Here is a 21,656-nt window from a genome sequence, read left to right on the forward strand (position 1 = left end):
CGCTACGGCTGGATTTATGAGGGGAGTGATGACTACGGTTCATCATTTATGTTCTCGATAAATAGTGGTTTGTTTTTTAAACTGGCCATAAATGCAAGCAAGCTATATGAATCAAATTATTAGCGTTACTTAATTCAATTCATTCGATTGGCTTAACGACTGATTTTGACGCATGTACTCGCATAGCGATCAAGGCGGTATCAATAATGTGATTCGATGGCGCATTCTTCTAATGCGATCATAGGTCAACTGTAATAAATGACAGGTTGTTATTGTGAAGTCATCGTGCGAGCGTCTTTATTTTCGCAAAGATTGATTTCTCTATTAAGTATTTGTTTTTTAGTTGTTTTAATGGTTCTTCTGTGTTCGCGTTAGAATTATTCGTTGACCATCAAATTCTCTCTATATACCATGCCGCTCAAAATAGGCATTAATGCCAATATGACCTCATACCATTGAGTTGAGGCTTCGGGTTGTAGATAAATAACAAGAGATATTGTGCTTTTGATAACTAGAGCTTTTGCTTGAAATATATCAAAAGTGCATCGTTGGTGAGTGCCTCTTTGACAAAATCGTCCATAGGATGGTTTAACTGTAATATCTTACAGTTGAGAGGAGGGGTATAAGCTATAAGCTATAGGGTCTTGGGTGACCCTTAACTTGGTATTTAGAGCATGGGAAAAGGAATTGACGGCGCCACAGTTGCGCCCAAAGAACGTATCAATATCAAATATGTACCGGCAACCGGTGGTCAACAGGCGGAAATTGAACTTCCGCTGACTATGATGGTGGTTGGTAATATGAAGGGCCGTACCGAAGAAATGCCGATCGAGGAGCGCCAAACCGTTTCCATCGACAAAAACAACTTTTCTTCCGTCATGAAAGAATCTGCACTGGAACTGAACTTCTCTGTTCCCAATCGTCTGGAAGAGAACAGCCAGGACGAGATGCCGGTTTCGATCAAAATCCAGTCTCTAGAAGACTTCACTCCTGACAGTGTTGCCCAACAGGTCCCCGAGCTGCGCAAGCTGCTTGAACTGCGTGAGGCGCTGGTTGCCCTGAAGGGGCCATTGGGCAATATCCCTTCTTTCCGCAATCGTTTGCAGGATCTGCTGTCCAGTGATGAGGCTCGTGAGCAACTGCTCAAAGAGCTGGATTTGATCAAGCCTGCCGAGTGATCGGCGGGTTGTATTGACTGACGAGAAAGGAACAAACATGTCTTTGGTCGAAGAACAGGTTCAAGCGGGGGCGGGTGCAGCCTCCTCGTCCTCTTTGCTGGACGAAATCATGGCGCAGGCTCGCATCACACCGGTTGATGAGGGGTACAGTGTTGCCAAGCAGGGTGTGGCTGCGCTTATCGCCAACATTCTGGACAGCGGTACCACCAGCGAGCCGGTCAACAAGGCATTGGTTGACAGCATGATTGTCGAGCTCGACAAGAAGCTGAGCAAGCAGATGGACGTCATCCTGCATGCCAAAGAGCTGCAAGAGATGGAATCCTCCTGGCGCTCCCTCAAGCTGTTGGTAGATCGCACCGATTTTCGTGAAAACATCAAGATCCAGGTGCTGCACGCTACAAAGGAAGAGCTGCTGGAAGATTTCGAGTTTTCTCCGGAGATCACCCAGTCCGGTCTCTACAAGCATGTCTATTCAACCGGCTACGGCCAATTCGGCGGCCAGCCGATCGGTGCCGTGATCGGCGACTACGCCTTTACCCACAGCTCGCCTGACATCAAGCTGATGCAGTATGTCAGTGCCGTCGGTGCCATGGCCCACGCCCCCTTCATCTCCTCTGTCGCCCCCGCCTTCTTCGGCGTCGACAGCTTCACCGATCTGCCCTCCATCAAGGATCTGAAATCGGTGTTCGAAGGACCGGCCTACACCAAATGGCGCTCCCTGCGCGAATCGGAAGATGCCCGTTATCTGGGGCTGACTGCACCACGTTTCCTGGCCCGTCTGCCTTATGATCCGACTGAAAACCCCATCAAGGGTTTCAATTATCAGGAAGATATCAGCTCGGATCACGATCACTACCTGTGGGGCAACACAGCCTATCTGATGGGCACCTCCCTGACCGACAGCTTTGCCAAGTACCGCTGGTGCCCGAACATTATTGGCCCGCAGAGCGGGGGGGCCATCCACGATCTGCCGGTGCATGTTTATGAGGCCATGGGTCAGCTGCAAGCAAAGATCCCGACCGAAGTGCTCATTACCGACCGTCGCGAGTATGAGCTCTCTGAAGAGGGTTTCATCACCCTGACCATGCGCAAGGACAGCGACAACGCGGCGTTCTTCTCTGCCAACTCGGTGCAAAAACCCAAGGTGTTCCCCAACACCAAGGAAGGCAAGGAAGCAGAGACCAACTACAAGCTGGGTACTCAGCTGCCCTACATGTTCATCATCAACCGTCTGGCGCACTACATCAAAGTGCTGCAGCGCGAGCAGATCGGCTCCTGGAAGGAGCGTCAGGATCTGGAGCGTGAACTGAACGGCTGGATCAAGCAGTACGTTGCCGACCAAGAGAACCCGCCGGCAGACGTCCGTAGCCGTCGTCCGCTGCGCGCCGCCCAGATCAAGGTGCTGGATGTGGAAGGGGAGCCGGGCTGGTACCAGGTTGCCATGGCCGTGCGCCCGCACTTCAAGTACATGGGGGCGAGCTTCGAGCTCTCTCTGGTAGGTCGACTGGACAAGGAATAAGGCCCGATGCCGCATCTCTCTTCCTGGGATAGAGGAAATGCGGCCAGCCTGTTTGATCGCATCCGGGGGGAGGGGCTTGGCTCCTCCCCTCGTTCGGAAGTTGATGAGTTGGTTGATTCTGTCAAACGGCAGCTCGACCAGATCCTCAACACCCGTCCCGGCAATTGCCGCAGTGCACCCGATTTGGGGGTTATTGATCTCAATGACGCCACTCAGGATAGTGCGGATATCAAGGGGCGGATCCGGGAGGCGATCCGGCAATGCATCCGTCGTTATGAACCTCGGATCATCCATGTGGATGTCCGTTCACCCGACTATCAGGCAAGTCCGCTTGAGATGTCGTTTCAGGTGACGGCCCATGTGCGGCTGGAGCATATCGAGCAAGTTACCTCGTTCAACGTCCATATGGACAGTCACCGTCACTACCGCATGGTCTGATCAATGTCGCTGGAACATTACTTCAGGGATGAGTTGGCTTTTTTGCGCCTGCAAGGGCGCGAATTTGCCGATAGCTATCCCGAACTCACCCGTTTTTTGTCGGAGCAGAATACCGACCCAGATGTGGAACGCCTGCTGGAAGGCTTTGCGTTTCTTACGGGCAACCTGCGCGCCAAAATCGAGGACGAGTTCCCCGAGCTGACTCACGGTCTGCTCAATATGCTCTGGCCGAACTATCTGCGCCCCGTCCCCAGCATGACCATCATGCAGTTTTCGGTCATTCCGGGTGCCATTGCCCAACCGGCACTGGTCAGGCAGGGTTGCCAGCTGGACAGTCTGCCAATCGACGACGTGACCTGCCATTTTCAGACCTGTCACGATGCCTGGGTCTATCCGGCCGAAATGCGCCAGATAACGGCGCAAAGTGGCAACGATCTCTCTACTATCTCGCTCGATATTGCGCTGCATGCCCCCCTGCCGCTTAGCGAATTGCAGCTGGACAAGCTGCGCTTTTTCCTCGGTGGCGACAGCTACACCGCGTATGAGCTCTACTTCTGGCTCTCCAACCAGCTCTCCCATATCGAGCTGGAGATCGACGGCAAGCGCTTTCGTCAGGAGGCCAAGGCACTCAAATCGGTCGGCTTCGAGCGCGACGATGCGCTGCTGCCCTATCCGAACAATGTCTATTCCGGCTACCGGATCCTGCAGGAGTATTTCTGCTTTCCGGAGAGCTTTCTCTTCTTCGAACTTTCCGGTGGCGAGTGGCCCAAACAGCCGCTGCCAGTGAGTGAATTCAAAATCCATTTCTGTTTCGACCGGCCCTTGCCAGCGGAACTCAAGATCCGCCCTGACTCTTTCATGCTCAACTGCGTGCCGGCCATCAACCTGTTCCAGCACGACAGCGAGCCGGTCAATCTCAACGGCCGTCAGGCGGAATACCCGCTCAAGGCGAGCTATCGCTATGCCGACAGTTTCGAAATTTTCTCGGTGGATCAGGTTGAAGGCTGGGTTGAGGGCAATATGGGCCGCTCCCGCGGTACGCCACGCATCTATCAGCCGTTTGAAAGTTTTCAGCATCAGATTGAGCGGGCCAAACAGCGGCTGGCGCTCTATTACCGGGTGCGGGTCAGGGAGTCGGTGAGTGGTGATGGCTTCGAGCACAGTCTGTCGTTTGTGCGGGGGGATGAAACCACTACGGTCGATCTGGATGAATCCATTTCGGTGACGCTCACCTGCACCAACCGCTCCCGCGCTGCCCGCCTCAAGGTGGGCAGTATCTGCGTACCGACCGGCAGTTCACCGTCGTTTGCTACCTTCCGTAACCTGATCCGGCCGACCCGGCCGCTGCGTCCGGCACTGGATGGCAGCCTGCATTGGACCCTGATTTCCAACCTGTCGCTCAACTATGTCTCTCTGCTGCGCCGGGATGCCCTGGTGCAGGTGCTGCGTACCTATGACTTTCCCGCTTTGCACGACAAGCAGGCAGAGCAGGCGTCGCGCAAGCGGCTGGCGGGGATCGAGGAGATCGAGACCAAGCCTGTGGATCGGCTGGTGCGCGGCATGCCGGTGCGGGGGCTCAAGTCGGTGCTCTCCATCCGCCAGTCCGCCTTTGGCAGCGAAGGGGAGCTCTATCTCTTCAGCACCGTGCTGGCCCACTTCTTCTCGCTCTATGCCAGCGTCAACGCTTTCCACCTGCTTGAGGTGGTCAATCTCGATAACAAGGAGCGCTATCAGTGGCCAGTCCAGATCGGTCAGCACTCCCTGATGTGAGCGCCGCCAACGAGGCGCCCCGTTTCAATTTCTTCCAGCTGGTTGAGCTGCTCAACCGGCTGGACGGTGCCGATCAGGAGCGTGCTCTCGACCACCTGCCGAGTGACGAAAATATTCGTTTCAAGGCGACCGCATCGCTGGGCTTTCCCACCAGCGACGTGCTGCAAATTGGCCGCGACGAGAAGGGGCGTCACGAGCTGGAAGTGGCCTTTCTGGGACTGCACGGTAGCCAGTCGCCGATGCCGGGGTACTACCTCGACTCGCTGGCGTGGGAGTACGCCCAGGGGGAACAGAAGCTCGGTCTTTTTCTGGATTTCTTCCACCACCGCCTGCTGACCCTGCTGCACAGGATCTGGCGCAAGTATCGCTACCACGTCCGTTTTCAGGATGACGGTGAGGACGGGTTCTCCCGTCTGATGTTTGCGTTGGTGGGGCTTGGCAACGATGCCGTCTGTCAGAGTTTGCCGGTCAACCGCGCCAAGATGCTCTCCTATGCGGGCATGCTGGCCAGCCCCAGCCGCTCTCCAGAGGTGGTTGCCGGTCTCGTGGCCCACTGCTTCGATCTGGCGGATGTGGAAGTGAGTGCCTGGCAGTGGCGCAAGGTGCCGATCCATCCGGAGCAGCAAAACCGCTTGGGCGGTGCTTGCGCCACTCTGGGGCACGACTTCGTCATCGGTGACAAGGTTAATGATTGTGCCGGCAAGTTTTTATTGAAAATCAATGATCTGAGTTTTAGCCAGTTTCTCGGATTTCTCCCGAACGGGGAGCATTTCCACGCCCTGGTGACCTTTGTCTCCTTCATCTTGCGCGATCAGCTGGCTTGGGATCTGCGGCTTGGCTTCGGCCAGGAGCAGGCCAAGGGGCTGAGATTGGGGGAGGAGCAGAGTGCCCGTCTGGGGTGGAGTACCTTTCTCGGCCAACCGCCGAGTGACCCGTTCGTGACAATCTGTGTACAGGAATAAGCACAGAAATTCAGTGTAGGAATACGTGCAGGAGTGAATGTGGACGACTTTAACCAGCAACTATCTCTGGTGGTGCTCAACAGCGAGCAGCTCGACGGCAGCCAGCAGGTGCAATATCGCTTCGACGAGATGGGGGGAACATTGGGCTCCTCCGAACAGGATGATTGGCAACTGCGAGACAGGTTGGGGGCGGTGATGCCAGCCCATGCCCGCGTCGAGCTCAATGACGGTCGTTTCTGCCTGTGCGATCTCAGCGGCCAGACCTACATCAATGGTGCCACCTCGCCCATCGGGCGGGCTCGCAAGGTCAACCTCGAGCAGGGTGACGAGCTGATTGTCGGCCCTTTTCGCCTGCGAGCCTATCTCGGTGCCATCTCCCCCGAGCAGAGCTTGCAGCAGGTGCTGGGCAACCGTCCGACCGAGCAGCTTGATGAGTGGCTGGCCAGCGATCCTCACCACACCCAGACCCTGGATGATCCACAAGCCCTGGGGGTCGACCCCCTGCTGGCATTGCAGCAGGAGCGTGCGGCTCCGAGTCCGTTGGTGGATCCTCGCCTGCAGGCTCAACCGCAGTTTCAACCGGATATGGACACCGTATCCCTCGCTCCATTTTCAGCCGTCGAGAACACCATGAACCAAGAATTTCTGGATATGCCCACCATCGAGAACCACCCCGACTTCCAGCCACTGGAGGGCGTTGATCACGTCGCCCTGACTCCGCTGATGCGTGGTCTTGGCCAGCCGTTGCAGCTGCAAGACACCCAGCAAGCCCACGACATGCTCGAAGAGATGGGCAAGACAGTGCGTGCCATGGTGGAGGGGTTGCTGCAACTGCAAAGCGATCAGGCGGCGCTGGCAGACAAGCACCTGCGCCCCATCGAGGACAACCCGCTGCGCCTTGGTCTCGATTATGACGAGACCCTGGCGGTGATGTTTGCCGAGAAGAAGAGCCCGGTGCACCTGACCGCGCCTGCTGCGGTGGCCGAGAGTCTGCGCAATGTACGCATTCACCATGTGGCGAACCAGCAGGCTATTGGCGCTGCGCTCGACAGCATCCTGCAAGCCTTCTCGCCCGAGGCGTTGCTCGGCCGTTTCGAGCACTACCGTCGTACCGGTACCCCGGGTGTGGCCGATGAAGGCTGGGCCTGGAACATGTACCAGCACTACTACCGTGAGCTCACCTCTGCCCGTCAGCAGGGGTTCGACAAGCTGTTCCATCAGGTCTACGCCCAGGCGTATGACCAGGCCGTGCGTCAGCAACAGGGACTGATTTGATGATACGTGCACTGTGGTTTGGGGCCTGTCTGCTGGCCCTGGCCGGTTGTACCACCATGGGCAAGATGGCCGATGTGGCCATGAACCCGGATATTCAGGTGGGGAGCAACGATGACCAGCCCTCCACTCTGGGGCTCAGCTTGTTGGCAGAGCCTGATGTCAACCCCAACGAGAGCGGGGAGGCGGCACCCATCGAGTTTCAGGTGGTGCTGCTGGCTGAAGATTCCAAGCTGCTCGCTACTGACTATGACCAGGTGACGGCGGATGTAGAGAAGGCCCTTGGCAAGAACTACCTGGATCATCAGGACTACACCCTGCTGCCCGGCCAGTTCAAATACCTGCCCCCCGTCAAGCTTGACGAGAAGACCCGTTACATCGGCGTGATTGCTCGGTACGCCGATCCGGACAGCGCCGAGTGGCGCAAGGTCATCAAGGTCAAGAGCAAGGGAACGGCCTATCAAATTCTGGTGCACCTGCGCCTGGATGAAGTGGAACTACAAAAAGAAGAAGAATAATCATGTCGAGTCGAAATCGGGTTATCTGGCGTGAAGGGCTCTTTATCAAGCCCCAGCACTTCCAGCAACAACAGAGACATTCAGATTACGCGCTGCACGCGCGTTTGAGCGCGCTGTCCGACTATTTCTACGGGTTGCAGTCGCTTGCCATCAACGAGGATTACCTCGGCTTTGGCCGCATCGCCTTGGTGGGGGCCACCGGTATCCTGCCGGATGGCACCGTCTTCAACATCCCGAACGATGATGTGCTGCCGACCCCGCTGGAGATCACCGATGCCTCGGTGGCCAACCAGAAGGTCTATCTGGCGCTGCCGCTCTCGGTGAGCGGGGTCAACGAGGTCAATCAGGGCGGTCAGGTCGCCACCCGTTTGCAGGCCCATCGCCACGACGTGCGCGATCTGCACAGCGAAGGGGGGGATGTGGTTTCCCTCGAAGTGGGGCGGGTCAGCTTGCGGTTGATGCTGGAGCGGGAAGACCGCAGCGCCTACGCCTCGCTCGCCATTGCTCGCATTCTGGACAAACGCCCGGATGGCGGTCTGGTGCTGGATCCCAACTTCATGCCTTGCAGCATCAGTGTCTCTGCCATTCCGACCCTCAAGCGCTTCCTCGGCGAATCGGCTGGCCTCGTGGCCGAGCGGGCTCGCAGCCTCTCCCAGCGCATCGCTGCGCCAGGACAGCAGGGGGTGGCCGATGTGGCCGAGTTCATGATGCTGCAACTGCTCAACCGGGCTCAGCCCCAGCTCTCCCATCTGGCGCGTCTTGGCACCCTGCACCCCGAGCGGTTGCACGAAGCGCTGGTGCAGCTCTGTGGCGAGTTGATGACCTTTACCGACGAGTCCCGTCTGCCCCCCGAGTTCCCCGCCTATCGTCATGACGATCAGCAGGTGAGCTTCGAGCCGGTGATGTTGGCCCTGCGTCAGGCGCTCAGTACCGTGCTGTCGCCACGTGCCGTCTCCATCCAGCTGCGCAAGCACCAGTACGGCGTCATGGTGGCCATGGTCAACGAGAGTGAGTTGATGCAGAGCGCCGATTTCGTGCTGGCAGTGCGTGCCCGCATGCCGCAGGAGCAGCTGCGCAAACAGTTGCTGCAGCAGACCAAGGTGGCGTCGAGCGACAAGATCCGCGAACTCATCAGCCTGCAGCTGCCAGGTATCCCGCTGTTGCCGCTGCCGGTGGCGCCGCGCCAGTTGCCCTATCACGCCGGTTACAGCTACTTCCAGCTCGACCGTCAGAGCCCTGCCTGGCAGATGCTGGCGGTCAGCAATACGCTCGCCTTCCACATTGCAGGCGATTTCCCCGAGCTCGACATGCAGCTCTGGGCCATCCGTAGCCAGTGATCGCATCAAGGAAACAAGCAGAGATGACCACGGACATTATCAACAACGAGCAACTGAGCGACCTGCTGTTCGATCACGCCGAGCAGCTGGACATGGATTCGGACTACTGGTTCCGCCTGCGTGGCCAGAGCATCAACCCGATGATCGATGCGGTGACCCCGCTGCTGGGGCTGGTGCAGCGGGTGCGTCTGTTGTCGCGCTACGACCGGGTGCCCGAGCTTTATCAACGGGTGGTGACCGAGATCCAGGCCATCGAGCAGGAGTTGATGGCGCAGGGTTACGAGAATGGCGTCGTCCTCTCGTTTCGCTACATCCTCTGTACTTTCATCGATGAGGCAGTGATGGGGCGCGACTGGGGCAGCCAGAGCGAATGGTCCCAACACTCCCTGCTGGCTCGGTTTCACAACGAGACCTGGGGGGGCGAGAAGGTATTCGTGCTGCTGTCGCGTCTGCAGGAAGATCCGGTGCGCTATCGCGACATTCTGGAGTTCATCTATCTCTGCCTTTGCCTCGGTTTTGAGGGGCGCTACAAGGTGATGAGCCAGGGCCGTGACGAGTTTGAACGGATCGTCAAGCAATTGCACAAACAGTTGTCACTCGAACGTGGCGGTGAGGCACCCAGCGTGTTTCATCTCGATCTCGGTCAGCAGGCGTCTCGCTACCAGCTGCGCAAGCAAGTCTCCCTGCGCACTCTGTTTATGGGCGGCGCGTTGATCCTGGCCATCATCTTTGGCCTCTATCACCACCAACTCAATAACCAGACCCAGGACGTACTGCGTCAACTGGGCGAATTATTAAAATAAATACTTAAGGAGAGCACGCCTTGATTCGTATAGAGCTACCGGTACTGGTGGAAAGACTCAACCCCATCTGCCGTCATATGCTGGAGGAGGCCGCGGCCCTCTGTGTCAATCATCAGGGTGCCGAGATCCGCATCGAGCACCTGCTGCTCAAGATGCTGGAGACCCCCCTCAGCGATGTACGCCAGATCCTCAAACGGGCCGAAGTTGAGGTTGAAGAGTTAAAGAGCCTGCTGCACCCCTCGGCGGCCGATAACGGTTATGGTCAGGGTTATCCCTCCTTCTCGCCGCTATTAGTGGAATGGCTGCAAGACAGCTGGCTGCTCGCCTCTGCCGAGCTGCAACACGGCCAACTGCGCAGCGGCGTCATGCTGCTTGTGCTGCTGATGACTCCCCAGCGTTACCTGCCGGGCTCGGTGACCCGTTTGCTTGCCAACATCAATCGCGAGCTGCTGCGCCAGCAGTTCGACGAGTGGGTGAAAGAGTCTGCCGAGACACAAGTGACCGTTTCAGCCAACGGTACTTCTACTCAGGCCGCGCTGCCCGCCGATGCCAGCCTGCTGGCCCGCTTTACTGTCAACGTCACCGAACAGGCTCGTCAGGGCTCGCTGGATCCGGTGCTCTGCCGGGATCACGAGATCGACCTGATGATCGACATCCTCTCCCGTCGCCGCAAAAACAACCCCATCGTCGTGGGGGAGGCGGGTGTCGGTAAAAGCGCGCTGATCGAAGGGTTGGCGCTGCGCATCGTCGCGGGCCAGGTGCCGGAAAAATTGCGCGATGTGGAGCTGATGACCCTGGATCTTGGCGCCATGCAGGCCGGAGCCTCGGTCAAGGGGGAGTTCGAGAAGCGTTTCAAGGGGGTGATGCAGGAGGTCAAGGACGCCGTGCGACCTGTCATCCTCTTTATCGATGAGGCCCACACCCTGATCGGGGCGGGCAATCAGGCGGGGGGGCTGGATGTCTCCAACCTCATCAAACCTGCGCTGGCCCGTGGCGAGCTGCGCACCATCGCCGCCACCACTTGGGGCGAGTACAAGAAGTACGTGGAAAAAGATGCCGCCCTGTCGCGTCGTTTCCAGCTGGTGAAAGTGGGTGAGCCCAATGCCGAGGAGGCCACCGTGATCCTGCGCGGTCTGCGCAGCATCTACGAGAAGGCACACGGGGTGCTGATTGACGAGGAGGCGCTGCAAGCCGCCGCTCAGCTCTCCGCCCGTTATATCTCTGGTCGTCAGCTGCCGGACAAGGCGATCGATGTACTCGATACCGCCTGTGCCCGGGTGGCCATCAACCTGACCACGCCGCCGCGCGCGGTCAGCCATTTGCAAAACGAACTGCGCCAGCGTGAGCTGGAGATCCGTCAGCTGGAGCGCCAGAGCCTGATCGGCCTGGGTGACAACGATGAACGACTCACAGAACTGAAAGCGGCCCAGCAGACCTGCCGTGACACTCTGCGTGAGCAGGAAGCCCAGTGGCAGCAACAGCAGGGATTGGTGCATCGGATTGTCGAGCTGCGTGCCGCTCTGCTGGCCGATCAGCAGGATGAGATGCTGGCCAGAGAAGCGCTGGATCTCGCCGATGCGCCGCTCGATCCGCAAGCGGCTGCCGAGCAGCTTGCCGGGCTCGAGCGCGAGCTGGCCGAGCTGCAACAGGGTGAGGTACTGGTCTCTGCCCATGTCGACAAGACTCAGGTCGCAGCAGTGATCGCCGAGTGGACCGGGGTGCCGCTTAATCGCATCTCCCAAGGGGAGCTCGATGTAGTGACCCGTCTGCCGGAGTACCTTGGCGAGCTCATCAAGGGGCAGGATGTGGCTGTGGCCCATCTGCACAAGCACCTGCTGACCGCCCGCGCCGATCTGCGTCGTCCAGGCCGTCCGCTGGGCGCCTTCCTGTTGGTGGGGCCAAGCGGGGTTGGCAAGACCGAAACCGTATTGCAGATTGCTGAACTGATGTTTGGTGGTCGCCAGTATCTCACCACCATCAACATGTCCGAGTATCAGGAGAAGCACACCGTTTCCCGTCTTATCGGCTCGCCTCCCGGCTATGTCGGCTTTGGCGAGGGTGGCGTGCTGACCGAAGCCATTCGGCAGAAGCCCTACTCGGTGGTGCTGCTGGATGAGGTGGAAAAAGCCCATCCTGACGTGCTCAACCTCTTCTATCAGGCGTTCGACAAGGGCGAGCTGGCCGATGGGGAAGGGCGGATCATCGACTGCAAGAACGTGGTCTTTTTCCTCACCTCCAACCTTGGTTTCCAGACCATCGTCGATCATGCAGAGCAGCCTGATGACCTGCTGGATGCGCTCTACCCTGAGCTGGCTGCCTTCTTCAAACCGGCTCTGCTGGCGCGGATGGAGGTGATCCCCTATCTGCCGCTCGGTCACGACACGCTAGTGCAGATCGTCGGGGGCAAACTCAACCGGCTGGTCAAGCTGCTCAAGGAGCGTTTCGGTGCCGATGTGGTGCTGGAGAGCGAGGTGGCCGAGGAGATCCTGTTGCGGGCGAACCGCAGCGAGAACGGCGCGCGGATGCTGGAGTCCGTCATTGATGGGGCCCTGTTGCCGCCGGTCTCCCTGCAACTGTTGCAGCGCCTCTCGGCCGGTGAGCCCATCAACCGGGTGCGCTTCTCGGTGGCCGATCACCAGTTTGTGGCCGAGGTGGAGGGCTGACCATGGAGCAAGCCCTCGCATTCGCCCTCGCGCTCACCTCGCAACGGGATGAACAACATCTCTGCCACTGGTGGAGCTCGACCCTCCATGCCAGCTTCCAGCCCAAAGGACTGCTGCTTGGCATGCTGGACGTGAGCGGTCGCCAGCTGGAGTGCAAAGGGTGGGTCAAGGGGCAGGAGGTTGCGCTGGCGCTGGCGGTGGATGATTTCTCTCATCCACTCGCCTATGTGCTGCACAAGGCGCAATCCCGCACCTGGGATTCCCTCCATGGCGGAGCCCGCATTGAGCACGCCGGTTTTCGCGCACTGCTGGCCAACCTTGGCCAGCAGTGCGGCCTGCACGCCTTTCCGCTCAATGATGGCAACGGCAAGCCGTTTGCCGTGCTGGCGATGATGGACAGCGGCGATGTGTTGCAGGAGTGGGCGGCTCGCCCCGAGCTGGCCAGTCTGGCGCAGGTCTTTTGCAACCAGCTCACCCTGATCCGCGATCTGGGTCGTAGCCGCCGGGATCAGAACGTGTTGCGCGACTCCCTGCGTCAGATCAAGGGGGAGGGGGAGCGCCAGCGCCAGCACGAGAAGTTGCTGGGGGATCAGCTGGTTGGCCAGTCGGCGGTGATCCGCGGCTTGCGCGAGCAGATCGCCCAGGCGGGCCAGCACAAGCTGACCGTGCTCATTCAGGGGGAGACCGGCAGTGGCAAGGAGGTGGTCGCCCGGCTGGTGCATAAGTGCTCCGATCGCGCCAACAAGCCCTTCGTCGCCATTAACTGCGCCGCCATTCCGGAGAATCTCATCGAGAGCGAGCTGTTCGGTTATCAGAAGGGAGCCTTCTCCGGCGCCCTCTCTAACAAGACCGGACTGGTGGCGCAGGCCAATGGTGGCACCCTGTTTCTGGATGAAGTGGGCGATATGCCCGCTGCCATGCAGGCCAAGCTGCTACGGGTGCTGGAGACCCGCAGCTACCGGCCGCTTGGGGCAGAGCAGGAGTATCACTCCGATTTTCGCCTCATCGCGGCCACTCATCAGCCGCTGACCCGCCATGTGGAGGAGGGGCGGTTCCGTGCCGACCTCTACCACCGTCTCTGCCAGTGTCTGCTGCTGATCGCCCCCTTGCGCGATCATATCGAGGATGTGCCCCTGCTCTGCCAGCACTTCATGGCCCAGTTTGCCGCGCAGGATGACAAGGGACTGGCTGGTTTGCAGCGCAAGTTCCTCAAGCAACTGCAAAGTTACGACTTCCCCGGCAACGTGCGAGAACTGCGCAATCTGCTGGAGGTGGCCTGTGCCCACACCCGTCATGGTGAAGAGGTGGGGCTTGGCGCCTTGCCGCCGGAGCTGCGGGATCGGGTCTGTGCCGAGTTGCCCGATGCGCTGGATGATTACAACCATATCCGCGATCTGCGCCGGGCCATGCAGCAGTACGAGGCATCGGTGATTGAAGCGCGCCTGCGCTACTTTCAGGGCAATCGCATGCTGGTGGCCGAGAGCCTCAATATTCCCAAGCGCACCCTGGATCACAAGTGCCAGAAACTGGAGGTGAACTGATGAGCATCATGGGTTTGTTGCCCCTGCTGCTGGCGACCGGCAATGCGGTGCCTCCCCTCGATATGGCGGCGTGGCAAGCGTGTCGTCGCGAGCCATCCCCTCTGATCCGGCTCGCCTGCTATGACGCCCTTGGCAATGAGGCGACGCCATCAGGCAGCAAGGAGAGCTCCAAGTCTCCGGCCTGGCTGGCGATAGCCGACCAAGAGTTGGCCCGAGTGCCGGATAGCTCACCCTTCCTGTTGCGACAGGATGAGGAGAGCGGCACGGCGGTACTGACCCGTCCGGCCCTGCGCGGTGCCACCCTGGCGATTGGTTGTGTCAACAGCATCACCCATATTCGCTTGCGGCTGAATGCGCCGTGGCGCGGGGAGCGTGTCGCGGTCGCGCTGGATGGACAAGCAACTCGCAGCAGTCAGAGCTGGTTTATCCGGGATCAGGGATGGCTGCTCGAATATGGCCGCGGCTTGCCCGCCATAGAGGAGCTCAAGCGCTGGATCGGTCATCGTGAATTGCAGGTTCAGGCGGCCAACGGCACCTTGCTGCGGGTCGATCTCAGCGGCCTGAAAGAGGCGCTGATACCGGTGCGCCAACAGTGTCGCTGGTAGGGGGGAAGATGAGCTATCAACACCCCTGGTGTAGCCGTCTGCTCACCAGCTTGCCGGATGCACAGATCAAAGGGGCCGTGCTGGCCGATGAGCCTCGCTGGGACTATGTGGAGACCGAGCTGGTCAAGTTGGGCTCCCTTGCCCACAGCCAGGTCGATCTCAATGCGGTCGCCGAAGCCTGTCTGGGGTTGCTGGAGAGCCGCACCAAGGATATGCGGGTGCTGGCACAGCTGTTGCGCTGCCTGCAGCACCCTGCCAAGGCGACCCCGATGGGCGCTGCGCTGAGCTTGCTGGAAGCCTGGATCAAGGCTTACTGGCTGTTGGCCTGGCCCGGGAATGCGACCCAGAAGCAGCGATTGATGGTGCAGATCATCAAGCGCTTCGAAGGTGCCCTGCCGAGGGTGAGCGAGAGCGCCTCTGCGGCGGAATTGGCGCAGTTGCTGGCGCAGGCAGAACAGCTGGAGGCCGTCTGGCTGGCCCAGTGCCCTGACAAGGGGGAACTGCTGGATCCTCTGGTTATGGGGTTGAAGCGGGCCCAGCGACAACAGGTTGCCCAGGCCCAAGCAGATGCCGGAGGTCAACCTGCAAGCAGCGCTGCTGCAGCCACCGCCAGTGCGAGCGGGATGGCGGGCACCATGGTGCTCAGTGGCAGCAGCAAGGGCTCCGGGGTCGAGATTGATAGCTCCAACGATCGGGCATGGCGACAGACCCTGCTCAAGGTGGCGGAGCTGCTGATTGAGCGCCAGCCGGAGGCGGCGATCGGTTATCGGCTGCGTCGTCACGCCATCTGGGCCGGCATCACCACCACGCCGATAACGGCACAGGGGAATAAAACCCAGCTGGCCTCCATGTCGGCAGACATGGTGGATGAGTATCGCGCAGCCATGGGCACGCCAGATCTGGCGCTCTGGCAGCGCATCGAGCAGAGCCTGACGCTGGCCCCTTACTGGTTCGAGGGGCACAGGCTCTCGGCCGAGGTGGCCCAGAAGCTGGGATATGGCGCGGTGGCGCAGGCGATCATGGCGGAGCTGGATGCGTTTTTGCAGCGCCTGCCAGCGCTGCGGGATCTCACCTTCAGCGATGGTTCCCCGTTTCTCTCCCCCGAGTGCAGCCGCTGGTTGCAGCCTGCCAAGAGCAGTGGGGGCAGCAGCGGACAGGCCGAGCTGGCCGAGGAGGTCGCCTTGCGTCATGGGGAGCAGGGGATTGCCGCCGCGCTCGTCCTGCTTGATGAGCGGATGGCACAGATGAAAGAGCCAAGAGCCCGCTTCCATGCCTTGCTGGTGCAGGCGGAGTTGTTGGAGCAGGAAGGCATGGAGGCGCTTGCGCGCCAGCAATATCAACACTTGTGGCAAGAGGCAGACCGCCTCGGGTTGTCGCAGTGGGAGCCTGGGTTGGTCAGCCGCCTGGCCCCCTATGCCACCCATTTGCCGAAATAAGTGCCGAAATGAGTCATTGAGTCGGAGTTGGATCACATTTTATGTTCAAAACCATCTTTACCTTTCTGCGGCAACAGCTGCCGAAACTGAAACCCTCCTGGCCCCTGCTCGGTGTGGTGCTGTGGGTTGTCGCCCTGATCCTGGTGTGGTGGCTGGGGCCTCGCATCGAGATCCGTGATGCCAAGCCATTCGAGCCCTTGTGGGGGCGGGTGGTGTTTACCCTGCTCTGGCTCTGGTTGCTGCTGGGGGTACTCTCCTGGCGGGTATGGCGCAAGATGAAGCAGCTCAAGGCCGAGCGCCAGCATGAGGTGCTGCTGGAACAAGATCCGGTCAAAGGGCTCATCGACAAACAGGCGCTGTTTCTCGATCGTTGGTTGCAAGCCTTGAATGAACACCTTGGCAAGGGGGCGCTCTACACCATGCCCTGGTATCTGGTGCTGGGTCTGCCCGGCAGCGGCAAGAGCAGCCTGATCCACCGTGCCAATCCGGCCAACAAGCTCAATCCCAGACTCGATACCGAACTGCGGGACGTGGCGCAAGGCCAGCTGGTCGATTGCTGGCTGGGGGAGCAAGCCGTGATGCTGGATCCGGCCGGTGCACTGTTGTCACAAGCCGAGCCCGAGCTGGACCCGCAAGCTCGCAAGCATGAGCGGCTCTGGTTGCATCTGCTGAACTGGCTCAACGAGCACCGTCGTCGTCAGCCCCTTAATGGTCTGGTACTGACCGTTGATTTGGCGTGGTTGTCTGCGGCCAGCGTGGCCGAGCGCAAGGCGTATGCCCAGCTGATGCGTGCCCGGTTGCAAGAGGTGTCGGCCACCATGAATACCCGGCTGCCGCTCTATGTCACCTTCACCAAACTCGATATGCTGCGCGGCTTTGATGTGGTCTATGAGCAGTTGGATAAAGAAGCCCGTGACGCCGTGCTGGGGGTAACCTTCAACCCCGGCAGCAGTCAGGGCAAATCCTGGCAGCAGGATCTGGCCCTGTTCTGGGATCAGTGGGTCGACAATCTCAACCGCAATCTGCCCGAGATGATGCTGGCCCGGCTCGATGCCGCCCAGCGCAACGCCCTCTTCTCGTTTGTCCGTCAATTGGCGGGCCTCAAGGATTATGTGACCAGCCTGCTCGATGAAACCCTGACCATTGAAGAGAGCAAACCACTGCTGGTGCGCGGCGTCTATATCAGCTCCGTTTATCAGCAAGGTGTCCCGTTCGATGCCTTTGCTCAGGCCGCTTCCCGGCGTTACAGCTTGCCCGAGCCGATTCACTCCGCCCTGCGCGGGGAGTCCAACACCTATTTTGTGCGCAAGTTGTTCTCTTCGATCATCTTCCCCGAGGCCCATCTGGCCGGAGAAAACCGGCTGCATACCCTCTATCGTCGTCGCCGGATGGCCATTGGCCTGAGTTGCCTGTCGCTCTTCTCGGCGGCCCTGATCGGTGGCTGGCACTACTTCTACCGGGTCAACGAGGAGGCGGGGCGCAATGTACTGACCAAGGCGCAAGCGTTCACCGAGACCAACGAGGTCGCTGATGAACATGCCTTCGGTGTCAGCCAGTTGCCACGTCTCAACCTTATTCGCGAGGCAACCCTCTCTTTTGGCAACTACCGCGAACGGATGCCGCTGGTGGCAGACCTTGGTCTCTATCAGGGGGATGAGATTGGCCCCTATGTGGAAGGCTCCTATCTGCAACTGTTGGGGCTGCGTTTCCTGCCTGCCCAGATGCAGGGACTGCTGGAGGATCTTAACCGTGCACCGGCTGGCAGCGAGGAGAAGCTCTCCATCCTGCGGGTGATGCGGATGCTCGATGATGCCTCCGGTCGCAACAAGGATCTGGTGGAGCAGTACATGGCCAGCCGCTGGCAGAAAGCGTTCCCGGGGCAGGGGGCGGTGCAGGAGCAGTTGATGGGGCATCTTGACTATGCCCTCGATCACACCGACTGGCATGGTGCTCGCGCCGCCCGGGATCAGGCCGCCATCACGGCATTTGTGCCATTCAAGGAGCCGCTGTATGGCGCCCAGCGTGAACTGGGCAAATTGCCCATGTATCAGCGGGTCTATCAGAATCTGGTGGTGAAGGCGGGTGATGTGTTGCCGCCGGATCTCAATGTCCGTGACGAGGTGGGCCCCACCTTCGACACAGTGTTTGCCCTGCGCAACGAGAGTGCTGGTCAGGTGCCGCGTTTGCTGACCTGGCCCGGGTTCAGTGATTTCTTCCTCAAACAGGACAAGGCGCTGATCGATCTCACCGCCATGGATGCCTGGGTGCTGGGCCAGCGCAAGCTGAGCCAGTTGAGCGAGGCGGATCGCAAGGAGATCACCCGTCAGGTCAACGATCGCTATGTCACTGATTACGTCAACCAGTGGCAAAAATTGCTGACCAATTTGGATGTGCAGACCCTTGCCAGCCCCGAGCAGGCGCTCGATGTGCTCTCTGCCATCACCGGCAACGACCAGCCATTCCAGCGGGTGCTCGCTGCGCTGGATGACAATACCCGTATTCGCAAGATCTCCGATGCGGAAGGAGATCCGGCGCAGGCGATCACTGCCCGGATCGGTCGCCCCTTTATGGCCACCAATGGCGTCTTGACTGGCCGTGGGGAACAGGGGCCGCTCATTTCGGAAGTGAACCAGAAGCTGATTGAGCTGCAGCACTATATGGAGCTTATCGTCAATGCCACCGAGCCGGGACAGTCAGCCCTCAAGGCGGTGCAACTGCGTTTGACCAACAAGTACGCCGATCCGGTCTTTGCATTGCAGCAATATGCTCGTGGTCTGCCCGAGCCGCTCAATCGCTGGGTGGGTCAACTGGCGGATCAGAGTTCGCAACTGGTGATTGATCTGGCGATGTCATCCCTCAATCAGGAGTGGCAGGCAAAGGTGCTGGCACCGTTCAACAGCCAACTGGCGGATCGCTATCCGTTCAACCCGGGTTCTGCCAAGGATGTGCCGCTCTCCGAGATGGAGCGCTTCTTTGCCCCCGGTGGCACCCTGGACAGCTTCTATCAGGTCAACCTGAAACCCATGGTGGAGGGGGGCTTGATGGAGGGAGAACTGAGTTCACCCATTCAGGCGGAGCTGATCAAACAGCTGGATCGCGCTGCGCGGATCCGCCAGATCTTCTTCAGCCAGCAGGGCAATCTGGAGGTGCAATTTGCCCTCGAGCCCATCGAACTCACCGCCAACAAGCGGCGTAGTGTGCTCAACCTTGATGGCCAGTTGTTGGAGTATGCCCACGGCCGTCGCAACAAGATCCCGTTGGTGTGGCCAAACACCATGCGCGACGGGGCCGAAAGCAAGATCACTCTGGTACCGGCTGCCCGCGAACGTTCACCGCGCAGCGAGGGCTTTGTCGGTCCCTGGGCCATGTTCCGCCTGATGGACAAGGGGGAGCTGACTCAGGTCAACGAGGCCACCTTTGATGTGCGCTTCCCGGTGGATCAGGGGGCCATGACCTATCGGGTCTATACCGACAGCGCCCAGAACCCCTTCACCGGCGGCCTGTTCAGCCAGTTCAGCTTGCCTGAATCCCTTTATTGATCATGTTGGGGGGCGCCATGCCCCCCGCATTTTGGAATCCGATATGTCACAGAATCAACAAGGCCAGCAGGCGCTCAAAGTGGGGCGTGACCCCAGAATGTTGCCGGAGTACGAGGCGCTGCGTGCCGAGATTAACAAGCTCAGTCACGCCTCACGTCCAGAAGTTGACTGGGCGCTGATCCACCATCTCGCCAGTCAAATCTTTGAAAAGCACGGGGTGGATCTGCAAACCGCCATCTACTTCACTCTGGCGCGCTCCCGCATTCAGGGGCTGAGCGGCTTTACCGAAGGGTGCGAGTTTCTCGCCAACCTGATCGTCACCCAGTGGGAGAGTTTCTGGCCACCGGTGCATCAGGAGCGGGCCCGCATCGAGATGCTCGACTGGTTTATTGCCCGCATCAGCGACGTGATCCGCCAGTACCAGATCAGCCACGAGGACAAGCGGTTGATCTACCGCTGCGAGCGGGCGCTGCAACTCATCAGCGAGAAGCTGCACAACGCCGGTTTGAGCCGCATCCCCCGGGTCGAGAATCTGGTGCACTTTATCGAGGGGTACACCCATCTGTTTGACGAGACCGAGATCGTCATCGTCTCCGATGAGCCGGGCCTCAAGGATGAGCTGCAGATCCCGCCGATGGTCTTCTTCAAGTCCGACATGGAGAGCGACCACGGCGCCTCTGTCGGGGCAACCCCGCACCTGCCTCAGGGCAGTATCCTGGTGGGGCGTGAGAAGGGGCAGATGAAGCCGACCGTGCTCAAGATTGAGCAGCACCGCAAACAGCGGCCGGCCTGGTTCTGGTTTGGCTGTGGCCTGCTCACCTGCGCCTTGCCCATGATGGGATGGCTTGGCTGGCAACATCAGCAGCAGGAGAAGGTCATCGCGGCGCAACGGTTGCAACAACCCGCTGCAGCGTTACCGCAGGCCCTGAGTTATGACGACATTCGGCAGGCGCGCATCGTGTTGGGGGAGCAGACCCTGCAGGGGATGGAGAGCGAGCTGGTGTCGCGTTATCAGGCCCAACTGGATCGGCTGGAGCAGACCTCGCCCCTCTACTGGTACCGTTATGGCGAGGGGCTGCGCAATTCGCTGCAGATGCTCTATCCCGACTCGCTGGCGGTCAAGGCCCTCGACAAACAGTGGCAGACCGCGCTGGCCGGCCAGCAGGGGGATCTCAACCGGGTGCCGACCTATCTGGAGGCGCGCGCTGGGGTCGATGCCCTGATCGATCAGCTGCTGGAGCTGGAGCGTCAGCGCAAGACGGTCACGATTTCCTACCTCAAGTCTCAGCTCTACGAGGTACAGAAGAACCTGATGCAGGAGGTCCCGTTCAGCTTGCGCCTGAGCGAACTGGAGGCGCGAAAAGCGTCGCAGGAGCCTATTACGGCCGCCGAGCTGAAAGGGATAGAGAGTGACTTGAAAGCACTCAATATCCGGCTTTACCAACTGCAACAGGGGCTATCTGGTAGCTGATTGCTCTGTTATGCGCAACTAGTTGCGCACATTCCAGAGAGTTGCACTGCAGATGCAATGTTTGGCAGGGGGATTGCCCAGTTTGCGCAATCCCTTGCGAATGGATAACTCTATCATCTATCGAAAGAGGTTAACCATTTGATTTTATTTGGCTAATTTCGCCAGTGCTGAATGGCATAGCCTGTGCTGCGGCCTGTTCTGTTTATCCGCTGTTTATCAAAGTCGCCTGTGCCTGGTGCGTTCCACCGGGCACAGGGGCAGAGGGGTGATGTCTGTGCGTCTCCCCACTCATATGGAGAATGACTATGTGCCCCGCTATCGCACTGCTCGGTGACATCGGCACCGACCACGATGGCTTTCCACCGACCCCGGTGATAGCTGCCAGTCCCGACGTGTTCCTCGATGGCAAGCCTGTGGCTCGTCAAGGTGATCCACTGGCGCCCCATGACAAGCCCAACAACCCGCCGCACCCACGGGCCATTGCCAGTGGTGTTGGCTCTGTGCTGGTGAATGGCAAACCCATCGCCGTCACCGGCACGGCAGTGGATTGTGGTGGCGTGGTGATTGGTTCCGGTAGCGGACAGGCAGGATAAGGAACAGATTC

The 21,656-nt window shown here is 59.5% G+C and carries 16 protein-coding genes; all 16 read left to right on the forward strand.

The features are described from left to right. Positions 1–674 precede the first annotated feature (674 nt). The 16 genes from tssB (at position 675) to I6L46_RS04895 (ending at position 21,645) form a co-directional block, all read left to right on the forward strand. Positions 675–1,178 (forward strand): type VI secretion system contractile sheath small subunit, encoded by a 504-nt coding sequence (gene tssB / locus I6L46_RS04820; RefSeq protein ID WP_216977512.1) that lies wholly within the window; start codon positions 675–677, stop codon positions 1,176–1,178. A gap of 37 nt (positions 1,179–1,215) precedes the next feature. Further along, positions 1,216–2,697, forward strand: coding sequence for a type VI secretion system contractile sheath large subunit (gene tssC / locus I6L46_RS04825; protein WP_019444949.1), 1,482 nt, complete (start codon positions 1,216–1,218; stop codon positions 2,695–2,697). A 6-nt stretch (positions 2,698–2,703) separates the two neighbouring features. Beyond that, on the forward strand, positions 2,704–3,135 hold the full coding sequence (gene tssE / locus I6L46_RS04830) for a type VI secretion system baseplate subunit TssE (RefSeq protein WP_216977513.1): 432 nt from the start codon (positions 2,704–2,706) through the stop codon (positions 3,133–3,135). Positions 3,136–3,138: 3 nt separating this feature from the next. Beyond that, positions 3,139–4,905, forward strand: a complete 1,767-nt coding sequence (tssF, locus tag I6L46_RS04835) for a type VI secretion system baseplate subunit TssF (RefSeq protein WP_019444948.1) — start codon at positions 3,139–3,141, stop codon at positions 4,903–4,905. Further along, positions 4,869–5,867 carry a type VI secretion system baseplate subunit TssG gene (gene tssG / locus I6L46_RS04840; RefSeq protein ID WP_216977514.1) on the forward strand — a complete coding sequence of 333 codons (999 nt, stop codon included), beginning with the start codon at positions 4,869–4,871 and terminating at the stop codon, positions 5,865–5,867. Before tssF ends, tssG begins: the two co-directional genes overlap by 37 nt. Positions 5,868–5,906: 39 nt before the next feature. Then, positions 5,907–7,142, forward strand: coding sequence for a type VI secretion system-associated FHA domain protein TagH (gene tagH, locus I6L46_RS04845; RefSeq protein WP_216977515.1), 1,236 nt, complete (start codon positions 5,907–5,909; stop codon positions 7,140–7,142). Beyond that, on the forward strand, positions 7,142–7,657 hold the full coding sequence (tssJ, locus tag I6L46_RS04850; RefSeq protein ID WP_019444945.1) for a type VI secretion system lipoprotein TssJ: 516 nt from the start codon (positions 7,142–7,144) through the stop codon (positions 7,655–7,657). The genes tagH and tssJ overlap by 1 nt, the downstream gene beginning before the upstream one ends. A gap of 2 nt (positions 7,658–7,659) precedes the next feature. Further along, complete coding sequence (gene tssK, locus I6L46_RS04855; RefSeq protein ID WP_021230534.1) at positions 7,660–8,994, forward strand: type VI secretion system baseplate subunit TssK; 1,335 nt, start codon at positions 7,660–7,662, stop codon at positions 8,992–8,994. Between the two features lie 23 nt (positions 8,995–9,017). After that, a complete protein-coding gene (gene icmH, locus I6L46_RS04860) occupies positions 9,018–9,797 on the forward strand; it encodes a type IVB secretion system protein IcmH/DotU (RefSeq protein ID WP_019444943.1) in 780 nt (259 codons plus the stop codon). 20 nt (positions 9,798–9,817) lie between these two features. Beyond that, positions 9,818–12,460 (forward strand): type VI secretion system ATPase TssH, encoded by a 2,643-nt coding sequence (gene tssH / locus I6L46_RS04865; protein WP_216977516.1) that lies wholly within the window; start codon positions 9,818–9,820, stop codon positions 12,458–12,460. A 2-nt stretch (positions 12,461–12,462) separates the two neighbouring features. Continuing rightward, a complete protein-coding gene (locus I6L46_RS04870; RefSeq protein ID WP_216977517.1) occupies positions 12,463–14,001 on the forward strand; it encodes a sigma-54-dependent Fis family transcriptional regulator in 1,539 nt (512 codons plus the stop codon). Continuing rightward, positions 14,001–14,606: a type VI secretion system-associated protein VasI gene (vasI, locus tag I6L46_RS04875; protein WP_216977518.1), complete on the forward strand. Its 606-nt coding sequence runs from the start codon at positions 14,001–14,003 to the stop codon at positions 14,604–14,606. Before I6L46_RS04870 ends, vasI begins: the two co-directional genes overlap by 1 nt. Positions 14,607–14,614: 8 nt before the next feature. Continuing rightward, positions 14,615–16,042, forward strand: coding sequence for a type VI secretion system protein TssA (tssA, locus tag I6L46_RS04880; protein ID WP_216977519.1), 1,428 nt, complete (start codon positions 14,615–14,617; stop codon positions 16,040–16,042). A gap of 41 nt (positions 16,043–16,083) precedes the next feature. Further along, positions 16,084–19,581: a type VI secretion system membrane subunit TssM gene (gene tssM / locus I6L46_RS04885; RefSeq protein ID WP_216977520.1), complete on the forward strand. Its 3,498-nt coding sequence runs from the start codon at positions 16,084–16,086 to the stop codon at positions 19,579–19,581. A 43-nt stretch (positions 19,582–19,624) separates the two neighbouring features. Next, complete coding sequence (locus I6L46_RS04890; RefSeq protein WP_216977521.1) at positions 19,625–21,052, forward strand: VasL domain-containing protein; 1,428 nt, start codon at positions 19,625–19,627, stop codon at positions 21,050–21,052. A gap of 305 nt (positions 21,053–21,357) precedes the next feature. Then, complete coding sequence (locus I6L46_RS04895) at positions 21,358–21,645, forward strand: type VI secretion system PAAR protein (protein WP_042023025.1); 288 nt, start codon at positions 21,358–21,360, stop codon at positions 21,643–21,645. Positions 21,646–21,656 lie beyond the last annotated feature (11 nt).

Origin of the sequence: Aeromonas sp. FDAARGOS 1416 (assembly GCF_019048085.1) — a bacterium.
Taxonomy (GTDB): Bacteria; Pseudomonadota; Gammaproteobacteria; order Enterobacterales; family Aeromonadaceae; genus Aeromonas; species Aeromonas veronii.